This is a genomic window from Enterococcus sp. AMC1157 (assembly GCF_058216555.1).
The window spans coordinates 926278-942500 of record NZ_CM177099.1 but is presented as its reverse complement, the minus strand read 5'-3'; the positions used below and the strand labels follow the sequence as shown (position 1 = coordinate 942500).

The window sequence follows — 16223 nt, the reverse complement described above, 5'->3', positions numbered from 1 at the left end:
CAGCTACCCCAGTTTACTTATTACAAAGTAAAACATCAAACATATGGCGGTATAGCCAAGTGGTAAGGCAGAGGTCTGCAAAACCTTCATCACCGGTTCAAATCCGGTTACCGCCTTAGTACAAAATTTTAACATGCCGGCGTGGCGGAATTGGCAGACGCGCTGGACTCAAAATCCAGTGCCCGTTAAGGGCGTGCCGGTTCGACCCCGGCCGCCGGTATAAGTTGGTATAGCAACGATTCTAGACGATTCGTTCAGCTATACCTTTTTTGTATTTTAAGGGTATTTTTGACCTCGATATGCCGGCTCTTTAACAACTGGTGTTGGTAAAAGTTTAGACAATCTTTAACAGCTCGAATAGAGTCTTTGGGTCAAGCAGCGTTTTTCGTTGCTTGACCTTTTTCTTTGGTCTTGATAGGTAACGTCCGATAGTATTTCCCACGATGGATAAAGATTCGAATCTTAAAATTGATGAAGTTTCGAAAGCTATAAGCCATTCGTTTGATGACTTTAATATGATTATTCGTTGCTTCCACAGGTCCATTTGAATAAGACTTAGACAATGCAAGAATGATTTCGTTTCGGTATTTTTTGTAAGTACGAATCGTTGTTTGATAGCCTTCAGGCAGGTGTTTATAGCTCTCTGTCAATAATTCTTCAAATCCTTCAATCACTTCTTTTTGTTTTTCTTCTTCCTCAAAATAACGAAGAACACGTAAGAATGCTTGGTACGTCTCATATCCTCGACTTAACTCTGGATCATAAGAAAGAAGACGATCGACAATCTCTGTTTGCGTTAAATGATCCTTAAAAGAAGGACACCAATACCGATGGCTCCAATCCAACTCACTTTGCCTTTTTTGAAGGAGTTTCCAATATTTTTTTAACTGTTTGTATCTTTTATCCTTGTCAGGAAAGGACTTCATGACATTGATTCGATGTTTTTGAAACGATTTTCCAATTAACTGAACAATATGAAAACGATCAATTAACACCTGGGCATTTGGAAAGAGTTCTTTTGTCAATGAGATATAGGGAGAATAAAAATCAGTCACAACCATTTCTACTGCCTGTCTTTCCTCCAAGGAATAGCGATAGAAGTAAGTTTCTAGTCGTGTTTTCCGCCGATCCTCTAATACATCAAGCAATCGATGATTTTCGCCATTCATAAGAATACAACTCATGGCACCTTCGGCAAACGCCCCTGATTTAAATTCATCAAAGCAAAGAACTTTCGGCAAGGCTTGTTTTTCTGGTAAGGTTGGTTGATAGAAATACCGAAGAACACGTAAAACTGTCATAGGAGCGACACCGATTTGTTTGGCAATATAGGTCATAGAGACGGAGTCTCCCAACATGGTCGCGATTTTCAATTTCACTCGTTGCGCAATGGAACAGTTTGGTTTCGTCAAGGTCGAGGAAGCGACAAAGGTTTGGTCACAAGCTTTACATTTGAATCGTTGTTTCTTTAATCGAAGATAGGTTTTGTATTCAGATACTTTATTTACCTGAGTCATGACCGTTTTAAATCCCCATTTAATGACGGTCTTTTCATTGATTTCTCCGCATTTTTCACAACAATTAGGCGTATAAGAAAGCGTACCGTCAAATACGTGACAAATTTCTCCCTTGATTCGTTCTTTTTTATAATTTCCAAGCTGCTTTTCTGTTTCGTTTTCGTAAAAAGTAATATTAAAATCTAGAATATCTAAAACTTCTCTGATAAAATGATAGATGGACATCTTGAATCCTCCTTAGATTGGTTTTCGTCGACTTTATTCTAACGGATTTCAAGATGTCTGTTTAGTTATATGCACAAAAATAGTGCTGGTCATTTCTACCAACACTAAAAAGTATAGAGCCAAAATAACCGTAACTCTGCTTATAATGGACCCCATGTCAAGGACATTTAATAAAAAACCGTATAAAATAATTGAAATCCTTTCTATGATACAAGCATAGGAGGAGCGATGGCACAGAAAACAACCCATGCTCAAACAGAGTGTGGGTTTCTTGTCGTCCAATAAGAATATGAATGATTTCGCAAACATCTTTACCTTAGATTTTTCCATTTTTAGACATGACCATGAGGAAAGAATCTATCCCAATTGGATGGTTCGATATGTTGAATCGGCTACCTTGGAAGAACAATGGATCTATTTCATGGCCTTTCGAAAAATAGAGGCACAGTTAGAGAAACCCGACTATCTCATTGATCAATTGAAGTGGATTCTAAAGGGAAAAACGATTGAATTCGAATATGATTTTTATGTTCAACTAATGTTTGATGAGGATGTTGATTTCTACGACCTGTTTAAATCTGGTTGTTTTGAACAACTGTATCAAACGTATAACACGCGCTTTGATAAAGAGTATTCGGAAATAGTTAGTCCAACAGAGGAAGCGGAGGCGTTTGGATCAGATTTTGAAGAGGATACTCTCCTGTTTTGACAAATACTTCATATTGATTTGGCGATAATTTAGCCAAGTTCCATTGATACCGTTCATTGTTGTAGTAGTCCATATAATCATCTATAATTATTTGTAGCTGGTGAATAGAGTCTAACTCATCTAGAGAGGGAAGTTCATCTTTCATATGCCCAAAAAAAGATTCTTGAGGGGCGTTATCCCAACAGTTTCCTCGTCGTGACATTGATTGCCGTAGGTCTCGATTCTGAATCAAGGTCTGAAATTGAATACTTGTATAATGAACTCCCTGGTCTGAATGGATCAGGGTCTTTTGATTTTTCGGAAGTTCATGATTCTCAAATAGTTGGGTCACCGTGTCTAAAACAAAATCCACTCCCAATGAAGCACTTAGCACATAAGAAAGAATTTGATTCGTAAACGAATCTTTGATGGTAGACAAATAGGCCTTCTTTCCTCGTCCGTAAAAAAGATAGGTAATGTCAGTTAGTAATGTCCTTAAAGGTCCTTGTTCCTTAAATTGTCGGTTGAGTAAGTTAGGTTTAGTGATATGTTCTTTTTTCGCTTTTGCTAGTTGTTTATAAGGATTTGCTCTGCGAATCGGACATCTCAAGTTGAATTTTCGCATCAATCGTTGAATTTTTTTTCGATTCATCAAGATATCACTTTGAAGTAAATTCATATGAATACTTCGAGAACCTTTCTTATATCCTCGTTTTTGATAGGCTACTAAAATCAATTCAAAATCCGCTTGATCTTTTTTGTCTTGTTCTTCTCTTTTTGATGCATTCTGTTTCCACGCATAGTAGCCTGACCTTGACACTTGGGCAATTTCGCACAACCATTGGATATTCAGTAGATTATGATCTCGTTGTGTCAATGTGTGGATGAGTTGGTATTTTTCTTGTGCGAAGCTTTGGCCGCTTTTCGATTGATAAAATTCGTTTTTTTTAGTGCTTCAATCTGTTGTTTTTGTAAAGCCACTTGATGGCGAAGATAGGCATTTTCTTCCTCTATCGAGCGATCCTTTGTTCGTGGTCGTCCAGAATGTTGTTTGCGAAGGTCTGTAAAGCCTTCTGGTCGTCCATTCATTTTTCTTACTCGCTTCGAAAAATTATCAATGCGTATTTGTCCTATAATCTCTGGAAGAATAGCTGCTTCTCTAAAAATTTGAGAAGGTAACTTCCCTTGTTCATATTCTATTAAAAAATGATGTTTGAATTCCTCAGAATAGGTAATCGCCTTTAAAGAAATTTTTTCGATATAAGGGTTACTTTGTAGTTCTTGAATCTGTTCCTCAGAAAAATAATTAACACCCATTGTATTCACCTCACTCATTTAATTTTACGTGAAAAAGACCCTAAATAATAGGTCACTGACGGTTTTTTTATCAGTGTCTATTATTTAGGGTCCATTTTAGCTAAAGCTGACGGTTATTTTTTTTTGTCATTTTTAAGCAAATCTACAATCAGTTTGATTAAAGCAATGGTAAAGGTACCAAAGCTTAGAATCAGCTGAATTGTCTCCAATGCAGACAAAAGGCTTCTCCTTTCATAGATTTTAGCACTTACAAACATAAGCACCACCACCTTTCAAAAGATAGCCACCGTCATTAAACTTTACTGTCACATATATTATAACACAAAAAAGACTGGAAACCTAGTTATATCAAGGTTTTTCAGTCTTTTTTCGAAAATAATATAACAAGAAATATGACGTATTCCTTCATTCGCTCCAATCACCGCCACCGCTCCTTCAGGAATCGACTGCCTGGCAGTCGATTGCTTACTTAGCTATATTTGTTCCAACAATCAAAGTAAGTGATTATAGAATTAGAAAAACTATTCCAACTTTACCGAGACAATTTTAGCTTCTATTGTCAATGGTGATTCAGTTGCCACATTTTTTTGCTTGCTACTATATTTAATTTTTACATGGTTATCTATTTTTAGTTGTTCTGAATGCTCCGAATAGTTCTCAGAAGGGACTGCAAGTATGATTCTGTCTATTTCGGAATTTTTAGATTTTATTGAGATAAGGAATGTATCATCTATCCCCTCTCTTAATTCATAAATAACACCTTCTATAACTCCTTCAGTTGATTTAGAGGGTGATTTCAATTTAAAAAATAGAAAAGATGATAATAAAAGTGTAGTGACTAAAAGTATTAAAAAAAATTTTTTCATTAAAAAACCTCTGAGTAACTCAATTTATGTTTTAACTTGACATATGACATGTGAAACAATGCACTTGATTTGTAGACGTTTACATATTCACTATAACATATATTTGGAGGGAAATCATGCGAAAAATAATTACAAGTTTAGTTGTTGCTGTAGTCCTGCTCTTTTAGTTCAAATGGTCACGCTGATGAAAACGAAGATTTTTTAAATAGTCAAAATGAAATTGTCTCTAAAGTCATGTCGCCAATTAATATATCTAAAATTGAAACGACAACATTGAATAGTGAAGCACAGGATAGTGAGACACATATTATTACTACAAATGATTGGAATAACGCATTAATTGAGGAGTTCTATAAGAAATATCCTGACTATCAAGGTGAAATTTCTTTTGTTTATGAAAATCTTGATGGAGAAATTGTAAATGAAAACGAAATTAGTCCGTTAGCCTTGACTAATGCTCCTTCGACAGGAACGCCAAATAGCTCTGTAGGGAAGGTAGTTTCTGTTTGGTATAATGGTGACGGAACTATAACTCAAATATCAGGTTCGGCATTTAAAGTAAGAAATAATAAAGCAGGATCAGCTGCTCACATAGTTTATAATAAGACAAGAGGATTTGCCGATACTGTTAGTATTTTCTTCGGTTTGCAACCAGTACCCGTAGGTATGCAATTCAATGCAGTGTATTCTGTGACTGAAGCAAGCACGAATCAAGACTGGGTGAGTACTAAAAGCTTTCGTTCTGATTTTGGTTCATACTATATCAGTTTAGATGTAGGTTCTCATCCAGCTAATCTCTCCTTACTGAAAGATCCTCCGGCATCAGTTTCGAACGTAAAAAATTATGGATATCCTGGTTGGGTTAACCAAACAGCATTCAACACAAGTACAGGATCTGTTCATACTTCATTGAACATAATATATGCTGCACAAGTTTATGAAGCTGATAATAATACAGTTGTTTCCGAAAGTGGAATGAGTGGTGGTCCTTTAATGAATAGTTCAAACCAAGTGATTGGAATAAATTCATGGAGATCTGACAATGGTGTGGGAACAACATCAGGATTTATGAAAATGAGTACACCAGCATATAACAATATTGTAGATTAACGAGAACAAATAAAAACAACTAAGACGGTCGATTGACTGTCTTAGTTGTTTTTATTTGTTCAATTGTCGAACTTTAAATTTTTACTAATAGTATAATATCCAGAGAATATCTTTTGGAATATTGACATGTGGTTACTAGTCATTTAATCATGTTATAATAATAGAAATTGCAAGAAAGTAGTGAATGACAATGACAGGCAGTCTAGGAACAGAGAAAGAAAAACGTAAAGTCAATCCAATTTCAAATGATAAAGAAATTACCGACAAGTCAGATTTGGATTTGAGAGCGTTAATGAACATAAAGTTACCTTATTCTAGATATTCAATAAAATTAAAAATAATGATGTTGTTTACTGTTATCTTTATAGGTTTCATGATAACCTTCACGATTTTATCATTGTTTAAATCAGTAGATACATTAATATTTTTTTTATTAATCACATTACTATTTGGTCAAGTCTATTTAGTTTTGAATAGGTATCATGAGGAAAAACTTGAATTTATGCTAGAAATTTTAGACGAAGCATTAAAACGTCTAGATAATGAACAAAAAATAAAATAGTGAGTTACCGTCAGCAAATTGGAATGGGGGAGTACTTATGACAAGTAACAATAAAGTTGTTAGCCTATCAAGAAAAAAAGAGGAGACGCCAGAAAAAATTTGGACGGTTTTTCTACAAAATAAATTTTCCAAACAAGTGTATGCAGTTCTTAGTATTGATAGTGAAGGTATGGATTTATCTTTCAGTGACGATCCATCATGTATAAAGTTGATAACGGAAGTCGAAGCTGAAGAAATCGTAGAATATCTTTATGAAAATGGAGACGATTTTATAATTCCATACACGGAATTAAAAACAAATACTGAAGGAGAATTTGACACTAAGTTTGTTGCTTATCATAAAGGTAAAGTTGAATTTGAATGGTGAGTAATATTCGACCTTTGAAAAAAATTGATTATAATTCAAACAAACAAGCTCAATAGAGTATACTCTATTGAGCTTGTTCCGTTATAAAGGATTTTGATACCAACAGTAAGTTCAAATATTCGTTGATAGTCATAAATCCAAACTTTGGACAGCGGTATCCTTATCTTCCTGCGTTATTCCAATGTATAACAAAGTTTCTCTTTGAGACGAATGATTTAAAAGTGATTGTATAATTTCTAATGGTGTACCTTGTTTATATAAAAAATAACCAAATGTTCGTCTCATAGAATGTGCGCCAACATTCTTTAACTGAATTGCTTCCGCACTATTATGAATAATCCGCCAAAGTTGGATACGTTCGAGAGGTTGATTTTCTCCTTTATTGCTAGGAAAAAGAAAATAATCAAAATTTCTCTGTTCTAGTTCTTCAGGAAAATCACTTTGGACGTACTCCATAATATGTTTTCTTAATTTGGTGGAAATAATAATTGAATTATTTTTACTCGTTTTCTTTTCTTTCATGGATAGTCTTTCTTTTACAATGACACGTCCACGAGAAATTTCTAACACGTCTGAAAGTTTCAAAGTACGGAGATCAGAAATACGGTAAGCTGTATTAATTCCGATCGAAAAAATTAAGACATTTCTTCTTCCATGCAAACCAGAACTCAAAATAGCTTTCATTGCATTGATCTGTTTTTTTTCTTTAATTGGAGCAACAACTTTCACAATTTTAACCCCTTTCTACAAATGAAACACAAGTCTATTATATCATGTATTATGTTTCATTTATAGAGGTTATAAAAAATAAATGTGAGTATAATATTGATTAAACCTATATAGGACAACGGATTGAGACTGTTTTGCGAATGAAACACAATCAGCTTGTGTTTCATTCGTTCTCTATTGATTAAGAATTTCCGTTGGTGTAAAATTGTGATTATTTTAAAAAGGAGAAGCATATGGAAAATAAGAAAGCAGTAAATCCCAAAAGAGGAGAAATATATTTTGTTGATTTTAGTTCTATTGGTGCTGAAGGGAATGAGCAATTTGGAAACCGCCCTGCTGTCATTTTACAAAATAATATTGGGAATCATTTTAGCGATATAACGATTGTTGGTTTGATTTCTAGAAGTACAAGAAAAGATTTTGTCACTCATGTTACCTTAGACGAGACAAAGTATCCGTTTTTAAAGAGCAATAGTACAATCATGTTGGAGCATATCAGAACTATTTCGCAAAATAGATTAACCAACAAACTCGGAATTTTAGAAGAAAAAGAAATGCTCGAAGTTGTTTCCAAATTAAAAGCTAGTTTTGATATTGCTTGATTTTTATGCTACATATATAATAATTTTACTCTTGATTAAATAGATTTAATGACTTCATGTGTTAGAGAGTGTTTCTAAGCTCTTTTCAGAAAAATTAAGTGGGGAATCTATCAAGTTCTCTCAATTAGAAGCAAAAAAATGGCTGCACACATTCGTGAGCGGCCATTTTTTTACTGTTAAGCTGTTTGTGATTGTTTCTAACCGTACTGAACGTAATGAGTTACATTAGAAACACCTGAGGTGGTAATAGTCTCCACGGTATCTACTACTGTACCAGCACCATAATAAAACTCAATTTTATTATATACTAAATTAACATCTCCTGTTGCAGCAAGCCTATTTCTTCGAGTAGGATCAGCGGGTAATGTTCTAGTAATTGAGTAACTTGTTGATATAGTTAAATTGGCTGAAACTCCTTCATAAGTATATCCTGCTGTAAATGATACTGACTGACCAGTGTTTATTGAGTAACTATTAGCGTATGCCCAATCAATAGTGTTTGAATTTGGTCCTAAATATTTGCCATATTGAGTAGTTTGACTTGAAGCAACTACTCGAGATTTTATTCCCGACTGTGGAGATATGGAATTTTCTTCGTCAGAATCTTCAGGTACAGAGTTTAAGTATAGAGATCTGTCTTCCTCAGAGAAGAAATGCATAATACTACCATCATTTAATTCAAGGGGGTACATGTCAACATAAGTTTCAGTTCCATCTTCGGCATTTACCATTGTGCTAGTTCCAAAAAAGAATAGACTACCTACTACAGCGACTAATAAACTTTTTAATACTTTCATGTTTTGTCCTCCTAAATTTATTTGCTATAATAATCGTAACAAGCATTTTGTCGCTATGGAAGCGATAACATGAATTTTGAAGGGAGGTTGAGCTTATGATACTCATAGGAACACTTTGGTTTTTAATTTCGTTTTTAGCTTTTGCGGTTGATTATTCCTTGAGAATTGCTTATTTTACTTTTGCGCATACGCAGACAATGATAGCTATTTCACTTCTGTCATTTATCGTGGGGATTGCTTGCTATGCTTTAGGTATAAGAGATTACTTGAAGAATGAAAAAAAATACTAAAGATGGCAATGGGGTTAAAAGCTATTGTTATTTTATCGCTTTAGTAGTTTTTCTTCGTTATTTGTTCAAAAAGAGACGTTTCCCGATTTTTTTAAGAATTTATTAAGAGATAGTAAACAACCAAGAAAATCAGCTAATCAGCCAAGTTTGTAAGGCGATTTAGTAAAGAAAATAAACATGGCTGCACACGTACGTGTACGGCCATGTTTTTTTAAAAATGTCTTGTATCAGACCATTTCAATAGATTAGCAAATTCAATATGACGAATTTCATCATAACCAATAATTAATCTGAAAAAAATACGAAATAGGATGAACCCAGAATATGTTCTTGTTGAAAGAGATTTTAATCTGAAAACAGAGAGACATTCTGAATGATATATCTACTCTTAAGACTATTTACCAATAATAAGTGTAATACTTGAATAGATAGAAGTCTTGTTACAACAAAATCCATATTCAACTGATTGTGGGTTTTTGTAGTGTACCAATATACACTGTTGATTTCGGAACAGGTACCTATGGTATAATAATGCTTGGCACTTAGCCTATCCTCATCGAGAGGAGGTGTTAGTGTATGTTCAAATAAGTCCTATTGTTTATCGTCACGACTGTGGTTTCCGCAATAATCACGGCTCTAGTTGAAAAATTAGTCGATTATTGGTTTGATAAGCGAGATGACGACTAAAAGGCATAGTGCCTTCAAACCCACACGCTGACCGCACAGCGATAAAAAAAGCCACTCTATTTTGGCGATAGAGTGGCTTTTGTGCTAGTGTACTAGCAAATCCTATTGTTTCCGCACATTCATTATAGCATGGTTTTAGTTAGAAACCAAATTTGAAGATGACCTTAGTATTTTACTTGCTGTTGATACCATAAAATAATTCTATAATCATTGTCAAACTAGTAGTTCACTTTTATACCTCAATTGTTTTTAACTTAAGAAAATTTTAAGGGTTTAAAAAATAATTTCAGCGTTCAGGACAGAATTTGCAGCGTTTGGGCAGTTTTTGGTTTTGTGTCATTGTTTCATGATATATTTAACTGAGTTGGAAATGCTTCATATCGAATGATGATTTTTAGTTTCAAAATGGAGGTGACATATGGTGAGGATATTTATAAATATTTCTGTATGGCAATGCTAGATTTAAGTTTATGGAAAACAGACAATGGCAATCAGTTGAAATACATTCATGTTTGTGAGTAGGAATAAATGTGAAAAAGTTTACTTTAAAAAAAGTTATAATTACACTATTGTTAGGAATTATACTAATTACATCTGGGAAATATGTTTCTGCTGGTGTACATTTTCAAGACGGTACTCATTATTGGAGTACTCGAATAATGGTTCTAGGATCAGAGTCAGAGTACTGGCATAGAACTAAACAGCATTCAGCTACAGTAACCAAAGGCTCAAAAATAAATTCTCAAAGTAAAAGTGCTAACTCGATAGCGTTAGCAAGACTCTTTGAATTTAGTGGTTGTAATTTTTATTATAACAATTGGTAGAAAACCAAAATCACATAGGCAATTTCCTATGTGATTTTAGCTTTTTATAGGAGGAAAATGATGAAAAGAACAAGTACTATTTTACTATGCTTAATCTCTTTTATGATTACTTTTGTGTTCTCGTTATATGTTAAAGAAAAAAATGTTGAGTATATTGAAAATATAGACAAGACAGAAGAATCCTTCGATTTATTTATACACAAATCAGAACTATCTCCAAATGAAGTTTTTAAAGTATTAGAGGAAATATCATTTAAATATAAAGCAACAATTATACGAACTGATGAAATAGTTGAAGATAATGAAATAGTTGTCTATAAATCAGGGCTGTTTTCATCAGATTACTTTGAAAATTTGCGTATAAAATTAAATTCAGGAAGATTGCCTAAAACAAATTCAGAATATATTGCTACGTATAATACTAATTCAAGTAATCAAGTAGGAACTATAAACGATATTTTTCAAGACAATTCATTAAAATTTAATTATCTACCTAATTTTTTAAAAGAAAAAAATATATCAATATATGGGAAATATAGTGTAACAACTAGTAACCAATCTGGGGTTATGGAGGAATTATCTTCAAAATTAAAAATAGATAAAGAGAAATTGTTAGATTTACCTTATGTAAAAGTTTATAAATTAAGTGGAATACTTTTTATTACAGTAATGTTATTATTAATATTAATTTTACTATTAATAATGGTTACTTTTTTTAAGCCTTTATTAAATCTAAAAATGATTGGTGTTTTAAAGTTACAAGGTTATTCTAATTTTTCTGCAATAAAAGAAACAAATAGAAATAGTTGGATAGCTCCTACTATTTCTATGGTATTAACAATACCATGTTTATTTATTTTAGTTAAAAATATAAGTTTAAACTTCTTGATTGGATGGATAATCAGTCAGTTTTTAATAGTTATTATCTATTACTTTTGCTTATTCATTTCAGTATTAATTATTCGAAAATATAAATTATCAAATATAATAAAGAATTATTTTTCTTCGAAAGTTTCTTTATATGCGAATTACTTTTTTAAATTCATTATATTTACAATGTTAATATTTATACTTCCTCAGATTTCCGAAGGTGTTTCAATAGTGAAAAACAATTTAGATGTAAAGGATCTGTACGAAGAGCAACAATCTTTTTTAACAATTTCAAGTTATAATTTTGTTAATACTGAATTTCAAGAAAATTTAAATAATAATAAAACTTTAGGTACTAAGGTACTAGATTTATTCAAAGAACTTGAAAAAAACTCAGAAGCAGAATACTTCTTCATAGAAAAATTACTTCCTATTTATCTCCATATAGAAAATACCGAGAGGTTTTCAAACATACATTTTCAAGAACAAGACTTTTATTATGTGTCACAAGCAAATTGGAACTATATCAAGCAATTAGAATTAGATTTAAGTGGTAATTTCAAACAAAATAGTTTTAATTTGATAGTACCTATCCAGAAAAAAGAAGAAATAGATAAGGTTGAAGGACTTATTAGACCACATATAAACACTTATATAGAGAATGATAAGAAGTATACGAATATCGATGATATCCCCGTTCATATCATTTATTATAGTAATAGTATTGAAATTTTTTCTAATAATACAGATTTAATCAATGATAATAGGGGGATAATAAAACAACCAATATTCTTGCTAATGGATTCATATTCATTGACACCTAATAGTAGTAGATTATTAGATAATCCAATATCTAATCCATTAAAAATACTAGACAATGAAGATAATGAAAGTAATATAAAACGTGCTATTACAAAGTATGATCTAGAAGATAATAATATTAAGTTTTCTAACGCTTTAGAATCAGGTTATAAAGCTGAAATTAAAGAAATGAAGATAGGAATGTCCATATTTATATTCATTTTAGTATTATCATTAATTATAAGTTCTCTAAGCTCATATTATATCTCGTTAATAACAATGATTGTTCAAAAGAGAGAAATTCTTGTTTCAAGATTTTTGGGATATTCTTTCCTAGATAAATATTTTATTCTTATTATCAATGTATGGATTATCTATGGCTTTGGTTTAATAGAGTCTTTTTTATTAGAACGCGATAGAGTATCTATGTCCATCTATTTTACGTTAATTATATTAGATTTTCTTATTATTATTATGATGATAAGAAAGCAAGATAAAATTTTATTAAGTACTTCTTTAAAAGGAGAAAGTCTATGAACTCGATAGAAATAAATGATTTTTCAAAAACTTTTGGAAATAAAGAACTATTTTCTAAATTTAACTGTTCTATAAAAACTGGTGAAATGGTTGCAATAACAGGGCCTAGTGGAGCAGGAAAAACGGTGTTGCTTAATACAATAGGACTAGTAGAACCTATTGCATCAGGAAAACTTTTTCTTCTAGGCAAAGAAGCTCCAAAAATTGAAACAACGCTATCCAACCGTTTAATTAGGAATCATATATCGTATTTATTTCAAAATTTTGCTTTGATAGATAATAAAACTGTTAATGAAAATTTACTTATGGCCTTGAAATATACTAAACACTCTAAAGAACAAAAAGAAAGAATAGTGGTAAGTTCTTTGAAAAAAGTCAACTTATTAGAATATGGTAAAAGATATATATATGAACTATCTGGTGGAGAACAACAGAGAGTAGCTCTTGCTAGGTGCTTAGTAAAGCCAAGTGATATTATTTTGGCAGATGAACCCACTGGGTCTTTAGATAATGAGAATGGCAAAAAAGTTTTAAACATTTTAAAAGAGATTAATAAAGAAGAAGGAAAAACGATAGTAATAGTAACTCATGATGAGTACGTAGCTAAGGAGTGTGATAAGATAATTGATCTGACAAAAAAAAATTAAAGGAGAATATGATGAAAAAAAAGTTAAGTATAATTATTGTTTCAGTGATGGTTATATTTGTTTCAGCAGTACTATTTATAAATAGTAAAAAATATGATAATGAAATATTAGATAGACTAAATCCTTTATTAGAAAAAGAGATAGGCTATGCGATTTTGCCAGTTAATGTTACTTACAATAATGGTGAAACATATGACGAAGAAAAAGCTAAAAATAGAGAAGGGTACCAGATACCTGATGACTATACTACATTAGTAATCGACTCTCCTGATGAGGAAGATAGAAACGTATTAACTTTTTCTGGTGGTCAATCACCGAACGGAAAAAATTATGCTAAAGTAACACATAAGGGTTTATATGTATATAAAATAGAATTTATTTCTTGGGATGAAATACCTGAGGATATCCAAAATAGTTTTGAAAAATCTAATATCAATTTGAAAAAATAAACATGGCTGCACACATACGTGTATGGCCATGTTTATTTTAAAATCGTTTTGTATCAGACCATTTTAGTTCATTAGAAAATACAATATGACGAATTTCATCATAACCAACCTTAGTATTGTCTATATAAATCCCTAATTCATCAGATCCTTGAACAAATCCTACAACGTCTTTTTTGTAGTTTCCGTTAAGATCACGTTCTTCTATTTGAACGGCTACTTTTTTGTTTCTTAAAACAGCTTCAGATAAAATTTGTCCGATTTCGTCAACGTCCATTTGCATTTTTTGAACCGGTCGATTAGATTCAGTTTTTTTTTGATCCTGCAAAGTATCGGTGTGTTCAGACAAATAAAATCCTGCCCATTTAACCATACCACGATCTTTATAATTTTCTCCATAAGACATGAGAATCCTTCCTTTCAATTAATGACCGCCAATTTTAGAACTTCGGCTGATAGCTGTTGCGCCACTTAATAATGAACTGGCGTGAACTAATGCTTTAAATCCATACCGATTCCTGATTTTGTCACACAAGTAATCAAGTTTTTCTTGCTGAAACAATTTTTCGGGATCAGAAAATAAATCCAATTGTATGCTAGTTTGATAGATTAATTTTGAACAAGAAATGGCAACTGTTAGGACATCAACGCCGATATAGTGTTCATGAAAAATTTTTAGTGCATACTCTGTGAGTTGTTTTGTATTTGCTGTTGCAGGAATCTTAAGCTGACGTGAAAATCCACTGATTAAATGCGTATCAGAGTACCCGATGCTAAGATTGATACATTCTGTTTGCGCATGAATCTTCCGTAACCGAGAAGCGACAAGATCACTCATTTCTCTTACTATAACTAAAATTTCTCTAGGGTCTGAATAGTCCCGAAGTAATACTTGCGAATTGGAGACAGATTTTTCTAATGGTTTAAATTTTTTGTCAATTTGACTACGATCAATCCCATTCGCATGAGCGTGAAGCTGTACACCAATTGCACCCATAGACGTTTTTAACAAAAAAGGGTTGTAGTTTGCTAAATCTCCAATTGTATCAATCCCTTTGTTATACAGGCGCTTGGCGGTTTTCTCGCCAATCCCCCAAAAGTCAGTTAATCGATCAATCGTCCAAACTTTTTGTGGTACGTCCTCATACCGCCATTCGGCTATCATATCAGGATTGTTTTTGGCTTCGTTATCCAACGCCAATTTTGCCAAAAGCATATTATCGCCAATACCTGTCGTTGTATAAATACCAGTTTCTTGTAAAATTTTTCGCATTAAGGCTTTTGCGAAGAGTTTTACATCAACATTTCCATAAAGATTTTTTACTTTATCATAACGAATAAATAATTCATCAATGCTGTAAACGTGTATATCATCATCAGAAACGTATCTTCGAATAATATTGACGATTTTTACATTGATTTCAATATAAAGTCCCATGCGTGGTGGTACTTGTATTAAATCTGGGTGGTCGGGTAATTCGAACTTGCGAGTCACGTTTGAGATCCCGAGTACCTTTTTAGCCACAGGAGAAGAAGCCAATACCAATCCACCAGGTCGATCTGCTCCTGAAAGTACGACTAACATTGCTGTAAGAGGATTTAACCCACGTGCCACACATTCAACCGAAGCATAAAATGACTTACAGTCTATACAAAGATAGTCGCCATGAGGTTCAAAATTGTAATCAAAATACATAAAATCCACCTCTTTTTAGGTCAATTATACGAACATACGTTTGTTTTGTAAAGCGAACAAGTGATTAAAGTTTAGTTCCAAAGAGGAAAAAATAAAGATGGCTGCACACATACGTGAGCGGCCATCTTTATTTTTAGTGCATTAAAACATTCATTTATTTAATTTTCAGCCCAAGATCGTTCGCACATATCTAGTCATTGTTTATCAATCACATTTGGCGGTCTGTAATCGTGCGTTGCTGAAAGTGGTTATAGCATAGTCAGTCATAAATAAAAGGGTCGAGATAAACGTGCAAGCACGCCCTTTTATTTACTTGGTGTCTATGCAAAAGCCTAACCACAGCAAACGACCGAAACAGACACGGCGAAAATGTTAGATAGCTAATAAAAAATGAAAGGAGAAGTAATGCTAGTCGCTCTTTGAAAATTAAATAAATGAACCAGCTTCACTCACTCACTCACATCACAACAAAAATGAGGTTGAAAAAAATTCAGAAAGAAGGAAAAAAATATGTCAGTCAAATATGAAAAAGTAGTCCCAAATTTCAAGAACAAGTTAGCCACTTTTTGAAAAACGTGAAAATCATGTGTTATCTGTAAGTTCCGATGTTGATTTGATAATGAGTTGCGGCATGGTAGTCTGATT

At 32.6% G+C, this 16223-nt stretch carries 19 protein-coding genes and 3 tRNA genes (1 of these 22 running past the window's edge); 13 read left to right on the top strand and 9 right to left on the bottom strand.

The features are described 5' to 3' along the window. The 3 genes from AC4BBX_RS04555 to AC4BBX_RS04545 form a co-directional block, all read left to right on the top strand. Nucleotides 1–12, top strand: a tRNA-Gln gene (locus AC4BBX_RS04555) (it extends 60 nt beyond the left edge of the window). Between the two features lie 33 nt (nt 13–45). Further along, nucleotides 46–116, top strand: a tRNA-Cys gene (locus tag AC4BBX_RS04550). 19 nt (nt 117–135) lie between these two features. Next, nucleotides 136–220 (top strand) — tRNA-Leu (locus tag AC4BBX_RS04545). Nucleotides 221–371: 151 nt separating this feature from the next. Here AC4BBX_RS04545 and AC4BBX_RS04540 read toward each other — a convergent pair. Beyond that, nucleotides 372–1742, bottom strand: coding sequence for an ISL3 family transposase (locus AC4BBX_RS04540; protein ID WP_490455277.1), 1371 nt, complete (start codon nt 1740–1742; stop codon nt 372–374). Nucleotides 1743–2013: 271 nt separating this feature from the next. On the opposite strand from AC4BBX_RS04540, the gene AC4BBX_RS04535 reads away from it, so the two are divergent. Further along, nucleotides 2014–2451 (top strand): hypothetical protein, encoded by a 438-nt coding sequence (locus tag AC4BBX_RS04535; protein WP_490455276.1) that lies wholly within the window; start codon nt 2014–2016, stop codon nt 2449–2451. Here the strand turns inward: AC4BBX_RS04535 and AC4BBX_RS04530 are convergent. The 4 genes from AC4BBX_RS04530 to AC4BBX_RS04515 all read right to left on the bottom strand — a co-directional run bounded on the left by AC4BBX_RS04530 (nt 2387) and on the right by AC4BBX_RS04515 (nt 4613). After that, nucleotides 2387–3316 carry an IS3 family transposase gene (locus AC4BBX_RS04530; RefSeq protein ID WP_490455762.1) on the bottom strand — a complete coding sequence of 310 codons (930 nt, stop codon included), beginning with the start codon at nt 3314–3316 and terminating at the stop codon, nt 2387–2389. The genes AC4BBX_RS04535 and AC4BBX_RS04530 overlap by 65 nt on opposite strands. After that, nucleotides 3304–3747 (bottom strand): HTH domain-containing protein, encoded by a 444-nt coding sequence (locus AC4BBX_RS04525; RefSeq protein ID WP_490455275.1) that lies wholly within the window; start codon nt 3745–3747, stop codon nt 3304–3306. Before AC4BBX_RS04525 ends, AC4BBX_RS04530 begins: the two co-directional genes overlap by 13 nt. A gap of 113 nt (nt 3748–3860) precedes the next feature. Further along, nucleotides 3861–4004 carry a type I toxin-antitoxin system toxin PepG1 gene (gene pepG1 / locus AC4BBX_RS04520; protein WP_490455274.1) on the bottom strand — a complete coding sequence of 48 codons (144 nt, stop codon included), beginning with the start codon at nt 4002–4004 and terminating at the stop codon, nt 3861–3863. A 264-nt stretch (nt 4005–4268) separates the two neighbouring features. After that, nucleotides 4269–4613 (bottom strand): hypothetical protein, encoded by a 345-nt coding sequence (locus AC4BBX_RS04515; protein ID WP_490455273.1) that lies wholly within the window; start codon nt 4611–4613, stop codon nt 4269–4271. A gap of 273 nt (nt 4614–4886) precedes the next feature. On the opposite strand from AC4BBX_RS04515, the gene AC4BBX_RS04510 reads away from it, so the two are divergent. From AC4BBX_RS04510 to AC4BBX_RS04500, 3 genes are all read left to right on the top strand, one after another. Continuing rightward, on the top strand, nt 4887–5723 hold the full coding sequence (locus AC4BBX_RS04510; RefSeq protein ID WP_490455272.1) for a trypsin-like serine protease: 837 nt from the start codon (nt 4887–4889) through the stop codon (nt 5721–5723). A gap of 190 nt (nt 5724–5913) precedes the next feature. Continuing rightward, nucleotides 5914–6285: a hypothetical protein gene (locus tag AC4BBX_RS04505; protein ID WP_490455271.1), complete on the top strand. Its 372-nt coding sequence runs from the start codon at nt 5914–5916 to the stop codon at nt 6283–6285. A gap of 37 nt (nt 6286–6322) precedes the next feature. Beyond that, nucleotides 6323–6652, top strand: a complete 330-nt coding sequence (locus tag AC4BBX_RS04500) for a hypothetical protein (RefSeq protein WP_490455270.1) — start codon at nt 6323–6325, stop codon at nt 6650–6652. Between the two features lie 129 nt (nt 6653–6781). Here AC4BBX_RS04500 and AC4BBX_RS04495 read toward each other — a convergent pair whose 3' ends face one another. Beyond that, nucleotides 6782–7381, bottom strand: coding sequence for a tyrosine-type recombinase/integrase (locus tag AC4BBX_RS04495; protein ID WP_490455269.1), 600 nt, complete (start codon nt 7379–7381; stop codon nt 6782–6784). Nucleotides 7382–7614: 233 nt separating this feature from the next. Here AC4BBX_RS04495 and AC4BBX_RS04490 point away from each other — a divergent pair, with 233 nt between their 5' ends. Then, nucleotides 7615–7983 carry a type II toxin-antitoxin system PemK/MazF family toxin gene (locus tag AC4BBX_RS04490; protein WP_490455268.1) on the top strand — a complete coding sequence of 123 codons (369 nt, stop codon included), beginning with the start codon at nt 7615–7617 and terminating at the stop codon, nt 7981–7983. Between the two features lie 197 nt (nt 7984–8180). Here the strand turns inward: AC4BBX_RS04490 and AC4BBX_RS04485 are convergent, their stop codons facing one another. After that, nucleotides 8181–8780, bottom strand: coding sequence for a hypothetical protein (locus AC4BBX_RS04485; RefSeq protein WP_490455267.1), 600 nt, complete (start codon nt 8778–8780; stop codon nt 8181–8183). A gap of 95 nt (nt 8781–8875) precedes the next feature. Here AC4BBX_RS04485 and AC4BBX_RS04480 point away from each other — a divergent pair, with 95 nt between their 5' ends. The 5 genes from AC4BBX_RS04480 (at nt 8876) to AC4BBX_RS04460 (ending at nt 13885) form a co-directional block, all read left to right on the top strand. Continuing rightward, nucleotides 8876–9070, top strand: a complete 195-nt coding sequence (locus AC4BBX_RS04480; protein ID WP_490455266.1) for a hypothetical protein — start codon at nt 8876–8878, stop codon at nt 9068–9070. A 1346-nt stretch (nt 9071–10416) separates the two neighbouring features. Then, the gene (locus AC4BBX_RS04475; RefSeq protein ID WP_490455761.1) at nt 10417–10581 is read left to right on the top strand and encodes a lactococcin 972 family bacteriocin; all 165 of its coding nucleotides are present in this window, start codon (nt 10417–10419) and stop codon (nt 10579–10581) included. A gap of 57 nt (nt 10582–10638) precedes the next feature. After that, nucleotides 10639–12789 carry a hypothetical protein gene (locus tag AC4BBX_RS04470; protein WP_490455265.1) on the top strand — a complete coding sequence of 717 codons (2151 nt, stop codon included), beginning with the start codon at nt 10639–10641 and terminating at the stop codon, nt 12787–12789. After that, a complete protein-coding gene (locus tag AC4BBX_RS04465) occupies nt 12786–13436 on the top strand; it encodes a putative bacteriocin export ABC transporter (RefSeq protein ID WP_490455264.1) in 651 nt (216 codons plus the stop codon). The genes AC4BBX_RS04470 and AC4BBX_RS04465 overlap by 4 nt, the downstream gene beginning before the upstream one ends. A gap of 8 nt (nt 13437–13444) precedes the next feature. Continuing rightward, on the top strand, nt 13445–13885 hold the full coding sequence (locus AC4BBX_RS04460; RefSeq protein WP_490455263.1) for a YxeA family protein: 441 nt from the start codon (nt 13445–13447) through the stop codon (nt 13883–13885). 37 nt (nt 13886–13922) lie between these two features. Here the strand turns inward: AC4BBX_RS04460 and AC4BBX_RS04455 are convergent, their stop codons facing one another. After that, entirely contained in the window at nt 13923–14288 is a 366-nt protein-coding gene (locus AC4BBX_RS04455; protein WP_490455262.1) for a hypothetical protein, read from the bottom strand. An 18-nt stretch (nt 14289–14306) separates the two neighbouring features. Further along, a complete protein-coding gene (locus AC4BBX_RS04450) occupies nt 14307–15578 on the bottom strand; it encodes a Y-family DNA polymerase (protein ID WP_490455261.1) in 1272 nt (423 codons plus the stop codon). Nucleotides 15579–16223: the final 645 nt, after the last annotated feature.

What these genes read in the sequence shown, in the direction of transcription:
- AC4BBX_RS04540 (WP_490455277.1), bottom strand. Translation starts at nt 1,742, where the DNA reads ATGTCCATCTATCATTTTATCAGAGAAGTTTTAGATATTCTAGATTTT.
- AC4BBX_RS04525 (WP_490455275.1), bottom strand. Translation starts at nt 3,747, where the DNA reads ATGGGTGTTAATTATTTTTCTGAGGAACAGATTCAAGAACTACAAAGT.
- pepG1 (WP_490455274.1), bottom strand. Translation starts at nt 4,004, where the DNA reads ATGTTTGTAAGTGCTAAAATCTATGAAAGGAGAAGCCTTTTGTCTGCA.
- AC4BBX_RS04515 (WP_490455273.1), bottom strand. Translation starts at nt 4,613, where the DNA reads ATGAAAAAATTTTTTTTAATACTTTTAGTCACTACACTTTTATTATCA.
- AC4BBX_RS04505 (WP_490455271.1), top strand. Translation starts at nt 5,914, where the DNA reads ATGACAGGCAGTCTAGGAACAGAGAAAGAAAAACGTAAAGTCAATCCA.
- AC4BBX_RS04500 (WP_490455270.1), top strand. Translation starts at nt 6,323, where the DNA reads ATGACAAGTAACAATAAAGTTGTTAGCCTATCAAGAAAAAAAGAGGAG.
- AC4BBX_RS04490 (WP_490455268.1), top strand. Translation starts at nt 7,615, where the DNA reads ATGGAAAATAAGAAAGCAGTAAATCCCAAAAGAGGAGAAATATATTTT.
- AC4BBX_RS04485 (WP_490455267.1), bottom strand. Translation starts at nt 8,780, where the DNA reads ATGAAAGTATTAAAAAGTTTATTAGTCGCTGTAGTAGGTAGTCTATTC.
- AC4BBX_RS04480 (WP_490455266.1), top strand. Translation starts at nt 8,876, where the DNA reads ATGATACTCATAGGAACACTTTGGTTTTTAATTTCGTTTTTAGCTTTT.
- AC4BBX_RS04475 (WP_490455761.1), top strand. Translation starts at nt 10,417, where the DNA reads ATGGTTCTAGGATCAGAGTCAGAGTACTGGCATAGAACTAAACAGCAT.
- AC4BBX_RS04470 (WP_490455265.1), top strand. Translation starts at nt 10,639, where the DNA reads ATGATGAAAAGAACAAGTACTATTTTACTATGCTTAATCTCTTTTATG.
- AC4BBX_RS04465 (WP_490455264.1), top strand. Translation starts at nt 12,786, where the DNA reads ATGAACTCGATAGAAATAAATGATTTTTCAAAAACTTTTGGAAATAAA.
- AC4BBX_RS04460 (WP_490455263.1), top strand. Translation starts at nt 13,445, where the DNA reads ATGATGAAAAAAAAGTTAAGTATAATTATTGTTTCAGTGATGGTTATA.
- AC4BBX_RS04455 (WP_490455262.1), bottom strand. Translation starts at nt 14,288, where the DNA reads ATGTCTTATGGAGAAAATTATAAAGATCGTGGTATGGTTAAATGGGCA.
- AC4BBX_RS04450 (WP_490455261.1), bottom strand. Translation starts at nt 15,578, where the DNA reads ATGTATTTTGATTACAATTTTGAACCTCATGGCGACTATCTTTGTATA.